Here is a 6,286-nt window from a genome sequence, read left to right on the forward strand (position 1 = left end):
CGCGCTCTCGCCAGGGTGAGACGCCATTCAGGCTCATCCCGACCCTCAAGCCGAGGTGGCGGAATTGGTAGACGCGCATGGTTCAGGTCCATGTGGGCGAAAGCTCGTGGAGGTTCGAGTCCTCTCCTCGGCACCATTTCTGTAAGACAAAGCAACCGTGCGATCAATCAGTGGTCGTTCACGGTTTTTTTGTGCGCGCGAATCCTGAAAAAGCGAAGCATCGAACTGACTCGAAACCCGGCGTCCTGCTCTGGACGCCGTTCAGGCGTGGATCGATCCGCTCAGACTGAGCCATCAGCGTCCTCCCATCACCTTTTTCAAGGCCGCGCGGGCACGATTGCTGGGCACGGCAAAACCAATGCCGACATTACCGCCGGTGGGACCGATGAGTGCGGTGTTGATGCCGATCACTTCGCCAGCCAGATTGATCAGCGGGCCGCCGGAGTTGCCGGGATTGATGGAGGCGTCGGTCTGGATCAACTCGCCGAGACGATTGCCCGAAATACTGCTGCGCTCGACTGCGCTGACGATCCCGAGCGTCACGGTCTGTCCCAAACCGAAGGGGTTGCCGATCGCGACCACGAAGTCCCCGACCTCCAGCCGATCCGAATTGCCGAGCGGCAGGGGCTGGATGCTGACGGGCGGGATCTTGAGAATCGCCAGATCGGTGGCGTCGTCCGAACCGATCCGCCGGGCGCGGAAACTGCGCCGGTCCTTGAGCGTCACCATGATTTCGGTGGCGTCTTTCAGCAGATGTTCATTGGTCATGACATAGCCGCGTGCGGCATCGACGATGACCCCGGAGCCGAGGCTGCGCTGCCGCTCGGTCTCGTCCAGCTCGGGCATCGGCAGACCGAAGCGATCCAGAAAGCGCCGGAAATCGGGATCGCGGAGAAAGGCGTGTGGATCGTTTGCGACCTTGGCTTCCACCGCGATATTGACCACGGCGGGTGTGACCTGCCGCATCAAGGGGGCCAGCGACGGATAGCCGGCACTGGACATGAGCCCGGACAGTGCGCCGCTTGATTTCGGTGTCTCGATCCCCGCCGTCTCGATGGGCTGCGGCATCACGCAGGCCGTCAGCAGCAGTGCGTGCAGCGCCAGCGGCCACAGGGCGCGAGCGGGCCAACCAAACCGGAGCGGCGATGAGGACACGGGCAGATCCTGTGAGTTGTGACGACGGCGGTTTAAGTGATTCCCGGAACAGTTCGTACCCGCCTGAAACGCCGTCAATGGACAGGATTAACAGGATGATTCAAGATTAAAAGGATTAAAAACAATGATCTAAAAATCCCGTTCATCCTGGAAAATCCTGTTAATCCTGTCTATTTAATGCGTGTATCAGGTATAAATTTTCCAGAAAATCACCTTAACGCGCCAGGCTGCTCGCCACCCGGCGGCGCAGACTGGCGTCCACCGGCTGGTTGATGAGCAGGGCAAAAGACGCCCATCGCCCATCGCGGCGCACATAGCCGGCATAGGTGCTGACGCCGCGCAGGGTGCCGGTCTTGGCGCGCACATTGGGGTTGCCGTCCTGTGCCGCCAGCAGGTCGCGATAGGGTACGAAGGCGTCCAGCAGATCAACCAGTTGGCGCGCGCTCAGGCGGTTGCCGCGCGAGAGTCCGGCACCGTCCTCGATGACGACATCGCTCCAGCCGAAACGCTTGCGGGAAAAATCGGTCATCGCCCGTCTGGCCGCCGTCATGGTCACCTGCCCCTTGCCCTCGGGCTGCGCCAGCCGCAGAAAGAGCGCATTGGCGACGAAGTTGTTGGAGTATTTGAGCATCGGCTCAACCATCTGCGCCAGGGTGCGGCTGTTGATGTGACGGTAGAGGCGCTGCGCCTGACGCGGCACCGGTGCATTCCGTCGGGGTTCACCGACACGGATGCCGGCGCCGGTCAGCTTGGCGGCGAGCAGTTCGCCGACATAGCGCACTGCCGTGTCATGCTCACGCAGATTGACCCGCTGTTTGCCGGGACCGCCAGCCAGACCGAAGCGACGTGCGGTGGCGGTAAGCGGAGTCTGGGGTTCGGCGCTGCGCACCTGATCGCCTTCGCGGATCAGATTGAGCGTGTTGAAGTTGGCCGCCAGCGCCGTCACCGGCGCGTCATAGGGATTATCCGAAGACGAGCGCCCGGCGATCTCGACATCCGGGCCGAAAAAACTGTCATCCAGACCGATTCCGGCGACCTCGCGCACCCCTTTGGACTGGAGCGCGGCGACGATCCGGTCCAGTTCTTCCGATACCAGATAGGGATCGGCATAGCCTTTCACCCAGAGCCAGTCGGCCTCGTCGCGATAGAAATCGGTTTCGAAACGATAATCCCGGCCCCAGGTCTCCAGCGCGGCGAAGGCGGTCAGCAGTTTCATGGTCGAGGCCGGGACGCGCGGCGTGTCGGCCTGATAGGCGATCACCTCGCGGCCCTGATCCTGGAGCAGCAGACTCGCCTGATTCATGCCCTTGACCTGGGCAATGGGATCGGCTGCCGTTGCCGCCGTGGCGCTACTGATCGCCAGTACGCTTAACAGGAGCAGTGCCAGATCCGGCCAGAAACCAAGACGGCAAAAGGGGAGGGGTGGATTTGTCATGGATGACTCGAAGACCATCTACAGAGACGAAAAGAGGGTAAGAATAGCCCATAATCGCGGGCTTGCGGTCTGCCTGGAGCCCGGATGCTGAATCTCCTCATACTCTATGGACTCATCTGGACTGGTTTCCATCTGGGCGCCGGCTATGTTGCCCAGCGTCTGCCGGGGCGCCTGTTTGCTGACTTCCCGCTCGTCAGTCGTGAATATGGCTGGGAGGATTCAGGCCGGCTCTACGAGCGGCTCGGCATCCGCTGGTGGAAGGATCATCTGCCCGAGGCCGGTGGATTCCTGCGCGGCGGTTTCCCCAAACGACATCTGCAAAGCGGAGATCCGGGTTATCTCGGCCAGTTCGCGCTGGAGACCTGCCGCGCGGAGTGCTCGCACTGGCTGACCTGGAGTCTGGCGCTCACTTTCTTTGTCTGGAATCCCTGGCAGATTGGCGTGGTCATGCTGATCTATGGCGCGGCGAGCAATCTGCCCTGCATTCTCGTGCAACGCTACAACCGTATCCGGCTGCGCCGCGTCGCGCGCACTTTAGCGCGACGAGCGCAGCGGGATGACGCGGCCCTTCCAGCGCACGCTCTGCCGCGTCAGGGTGAGAGACAGCGAGCGTAAAAAGACCGCAACGAAAAAGGCCAGCGAGACCGGATAGGTCAGTGCGGTCAGCCAGCCGAAATTGCCCAGCCGTCGCAGCAGCCACCAGAGCTGGACGACATAGGCGCAATAGGCCGCCAGACCGGCGACGACCCAGTTGGACAGACCGTCAGCCGGCCAGCCCCGGATGGCGTCGAGCACGGCGATGCTGCCCGAGATCCAGGCCGTCAGCATCAACAGCAGCACCGGATCGGTCGCGATGGCGCCACGTCCGAAATTCTTGGTCCAGCCCTCGGCCAGATCACGCACGCCGTGCGGATACATGCGAAATGAAATGACACCCTCGCCGATGAAGTTGTGCGACGGCACGCCGTGTCGGTTCATCTCCCGCGCCAGCGCCACGTCATCGACGATCTCCGCACGCACCAGATGATGTCCACCGGTGCGGACATAATCCGCGCGTGAACAGAGCATGCAGGGACCGAAGCTCCCGTTGGGCTTGACATGCTCTCCGGCCAGGGTGAATGAACGGATGCTGCCCATCATGATGATGGAAAAGAAGACCGAGAGCCGCTCATAGGCCTGGCGCATCCGGTGATAGGGCTGCACCGACACCAGACCGCCATAGCGCGCATGGGTAGCGACCAGACGTCGCAGACCGGAGGGCGCAAGCTCGGTATCGGCATCGAGAAACACCAGCAGCTCACCGCTGGCCTGCTGTGCGCCAACCCAGCAGGCGCGCGGCTTGCCGAGCCAGCCATCCGCCAGTTCGGTCAGCGTCAGGGTCGTCGCCCCCGCCGCGCGCGCCAGCTCACCGGTGCCGTCGGTCGAGTTGTCATCGACCACGATCAGCTCATGGTTCACATAATCCTGTTCGCGCAGCGAAGCCAGCAGAGGCGGCAGACGCGCTACTTCATTGCGGGCGGGCACGATGACCGAAACCCGGATCTCGTCAAGCCGCTCCGGTGCCTGCTCCGGCGTCGGCGGACAGGCGCGCAGACGCCCGAGAAACACAAAGGCCAGACTCCAGGGCAGCAGCAGCCACAGCAATTCTATCGGCATGATCGGCGGGTCCGTGTTTCGCGCGACGTGATGGATGTGGAGGACATGCGCAACCCGGAGACGATTCAATAAGGGTGACGGGAAGCGGAGCCAACATGGGGACTGTCATTCGCGAAGACAAACCGGGCAGCGACTCGCGGCTAAACCGCACCCGCTCGAACGGTCGTCGATTCTGCCCAGGCCGACTCAATCCTCAACGATCACATACCGCACCGGGTGCGGTTTAAATCGACACCCGGCTCAGGGATCCTGGTCTCCAGGAAATCACCTGACCGGATTCGGCGGTTAAGACGATTCCACGCCGAGCCCGGTCAGCCGCTCGCTGATCTGCCACAGACGCCGGTTGGCCTCCGGGTCGCGCGCCTGAGCCGGTGCCCGCAGTGGTTTGCGATTGCCGAAATACTGCCCGCTGACACCCTCCAGCTCCGGGGCGTTGGCGAGATAGAGCACCCGCCGCGCCGCCTGAGCGGGCGAGGGGATCGCCCAGCCGCCGAGCGCGGCCACCAGCTTCCAGAATGGCCCCTGCGCGCCATCGGTGCCGCCGAGATTGGAGCGGAAGACGCCCGGAAACACGGCATTCACTGTCACCCCGCTGTCTTGCAGCCGGCGCGCCAGTTCGAAGGTGAAATGCAGATTGCCGAGCTTGGACTGCGCATAGCCCTGCATCATGCGATAAGGCCGGCGCTCCCAGTTGAGATCATCGAAGTCCATCGCCGCGTCGATGCGGGTGCCGACATTGACGATGCGTGCCGATGCGCTGGATGTGAGCCGGTCGAGCAGCAGATGGGTCAGCAGAAAAGGCGCCAGATGATTGACCGCCAGCGCGCATTCGATCCCGTCCGGGCTCAGACGCCGTGCGGGATAGGCGGTACCGGCATTGTTCACCAGCAGATGCAGCCGGTCGAAACGCGCCAGCACTGACTCGGCCAGCGCGCGGATCGATGTCTGATCCGCCAGATCGGCGACGAACAGATGCAGGTCCGCGTTGCCGGTCGCGGCCTGGATCCCGGCACGCGCAGCCTCGCCACGTGCACGGTCGCGGGCCACCAGACCAACCCGCGCGCCTTCGGCTGCCAGACCCAAAGCAACCGCCTTGCCCAGACCCGAATTAGCGCCGGTGATGAGTGCGGTGCGAAGGACTGTCGTCATGAGCAATGGCCTCGTGGTCGATGGGCGTCAATCGCCGCCGCCGGAGTGACCGCCCTCATCCCGTCCGGTGAAACGCTGGATCTGGCGACGATCGCGTTTGGTGGGCCGGCCATCGGCGCTGCTCGCACCCATGCCGAGATCACGGCGTTCGCGCAGCCGTTCCTCGCGCCGCGCGCGACTGGCCTCGTCTTCACGATAGAGCAGGGCCGCTTCGCTGGCCGGGCGTCGCTGTCGGTTGATCGCCAGCACCTCGATTTCCCAGATGAGGCTGTCTTTGTGGATCTCCAGCCGCGCTCCGGGCCGGATGGCGCGACCGGGTTTGGCGCGCTGACCATTCACCTCGATCTTGCCGCCGTTGATGGCCTCCACCGCAAGCTGGCGGGTCTTGAAGAAGCGCGCCGCCCACAGCCATTTATCCAGGCGCAGTTCTTCGTTGTGGCTGTCCGTGTTCATAAACCGAGCAGGGCGTCCAGTTCGCCCTTGGCATCCAGTTGAGCCATGTCGTCATAGCCGCCGATTGGTCGGTCGTCGATGAAGATCTGCGGCACCGTCTGACGCTGACTGCGTTCCTCCATGATCCGCCACTGCTCAGGATCGTCATCGACCGGGATTTCGGTGAAGGCGACGCCCTTGCGTTTCAGCAGACTGAGCGCGCGCGTGCAATAGGGGCAGGTTTGGGTTGTATAAAGTGTAATCTGAACCATTTTCTCACCTGTGCCGATCGGTCTTTTCGAGTCGTCAGTCGTCAGTCGTCAGAGTCGAGCTTGACACGGTGAAACGGGACAACACAATCCTTGCCAACTGCCAACTGCCAACTGCCAACTGCCAACTGCCAACTGCCAACTGCCAACTGCCAACTGCCAACTGCCAACTGCCAACTGCCAACTGCCA

General features: G+C 62.8%; 7 protein-coding genes and 1 tRNA gene. 2 read left to right on the forward strand and 6 right to left on the reverse strand.

What is annotated here, in order from left to right; genetic code table 11:
* Positions 1-49: 49 nt before the first annotated feature.
* Positions 50-136: transfer RNA gene (locus EDC35_RS15950), tRNA-Leu, on the forward strand.
* 158 nt (positions 137-294) lie between these two features.
* Here EDC35_RS15950 and EDC35_RS15955 read toward each other — a convergent pair.
* Complete coding sequence (locus EDC35_RS15955; protein WP_424565301.1) at positions 295-1,161, reverse strand: trypsin-like peptidase domain-containing protein; 867 nt, start codon at positions 1,159-1,161, stop codon at positions 295-297.
* A 208-nt stretch (positions 1,162-1,369) separates the two neighbouring features.
* Positions 1,370-2,590: a D-alanyl-D-alanine carboxypeptidase/D-alanyl-D-alanine-endopeptidase gene (locus EDC35_RS15960; RefSeq protein ID WP_132978246.1), complete on the reverse strand. Its 1,221-nt coding sequence runs from the start codon at positions 2,588-2,590 to the stop codon at positions 1,370-1,372.
* Positions 2,591-2,674: 84 nt separating this feature from the next.
* On the opposite strand from EDC35_RS15960, the gene EDC35_RS15965 reads away from it, so the two are divergent.
* On the forward strand, positions 2,675-3,205 hold the full coding sequence (locus tag EDC35_RS15965; RefSeq protein WP_132978247.1) for a glycosyl-4,4'-diaponeurosporenoate acyltransferase CrtO family protein: 531 nt from the start codon (positions 2,675-2,677) through the stop codon (positions 3,203-3,205).
* On the opposite strand, the gene EDC35_RS15970 is transcribed toward EDC35_RS15965, so the two are convergent.
* The 4 genes from EDC35_RS15970 to grxC form a co-directional block, all read right to left on the reverse strand.
* A complete protein-coding gene (locus tag EDC35_RS15970) occupies positions 3,125-4,246 on the reverse strand; it encodes a glycosyltransferase (RefSeq protein ID WP_132978248.1) in 1,122 nt (373 codons plus the stop codon). The two genes, EDC35_RS15965 and EDC35_RS15970, sit on opposite strands and share 81 nt — an antisense overlap.
* 285 nt (positions 4,247-4,531) lie before the next feature.
* Positions 4,532-5,395 carry an SDR family NAD(P)-dependent oxidoreductase gene (locus EDC35_RS15975; protein WP_132978249.1) on the reverse strand — a complete coding sequence of 288 codons (864 nt, stop codon included), beginning with the start codon at positions 5,393-5,395 and terminating at the stop codon, positions 4,532-4,534.
* A gap of 27 nt (positions 5,396-5,422) precedes the next feature.
* Positions 5,423-5,848, reverse strand: a complete 426-nt coding sequence (locus EDC35_RS15980; protein ID WP_132978250.1) for an RNA-binding S4 domain-containing protein — start codon at positions 5,846-5,848, stop codon at positions 5,423-5,425.
* On the reverse strand, positions 5,845-6,099 hold the full coding sequence (gene grxC / locus EDC35_RS15985; protein ID WP_132978251.1) for a glutaredoxin 3: 255 nt from the start codon (positions 6,097-6,099) through the stop codon (positions 5,845-5,847). Before grxC ends, EDC35_RS15980 begins: the two co-directional genes overlap by 4 nt.
* Between the last annotated feature and the right edge of the window lie 187 nt (positions 6,100-6,286).

It is taken from the genome of Thiobaca trueperi, from assembly GCF_004342175.1.
In the GTDB taxonomy this organism is placed as follows: domain Bacteria; phylum Pseudomonadota; class Gammaproteobacteria; order Chromatiales; family Chromatiaceae; genus Thiobaca; species Thiobaca trueperi.

Bases quoted from the DNA above. Each gene is read 5' to 3' on its own strand.
- EDC35_RS15960 (WP_132978246.1), bottom strand. From the start codon at position 2,590: ATGACAAATCCACCCCTCCCCTTTTGCCGTCTTGGTTTCTGGCCGGAT.
- EDC35_RS15965 (WP_132978247.1), top strand. From the start codon at position 2,675: ATGCTGAATCTCCTCATACTCTATGGACTCATCTGGACTGGTTTCCAT.
- EDC35_RS15970 (WP_132978248.1), bottom strand. From the start codon at position 4,246: ATGCCGATAGAATTGCTGTGGCTGCTGCTGCCCTGGAGTCTGGCCTTT.
- EDC35_RS15975 (WP_132978249.1), bottom strand. From the start codon at position 5,395: ATGACGACAGTCCTTCGCACCGCACTCATCACCGGCGCTAATTCGGGT.
- EDC35_RS15980 (WP_132978250.1), bottom strand. From the start codon at position 5,848: ATGAACACGGACAGCCACAACGAAGAACTGCGCCTGGATAAATGGCTG.
- grxC (WP_132978251.1), bottom strand. From the start codon at position 6,099: ATGGTTCAGATTACACTTTATACAACCCAAACCTGCCCCTATTGCACG.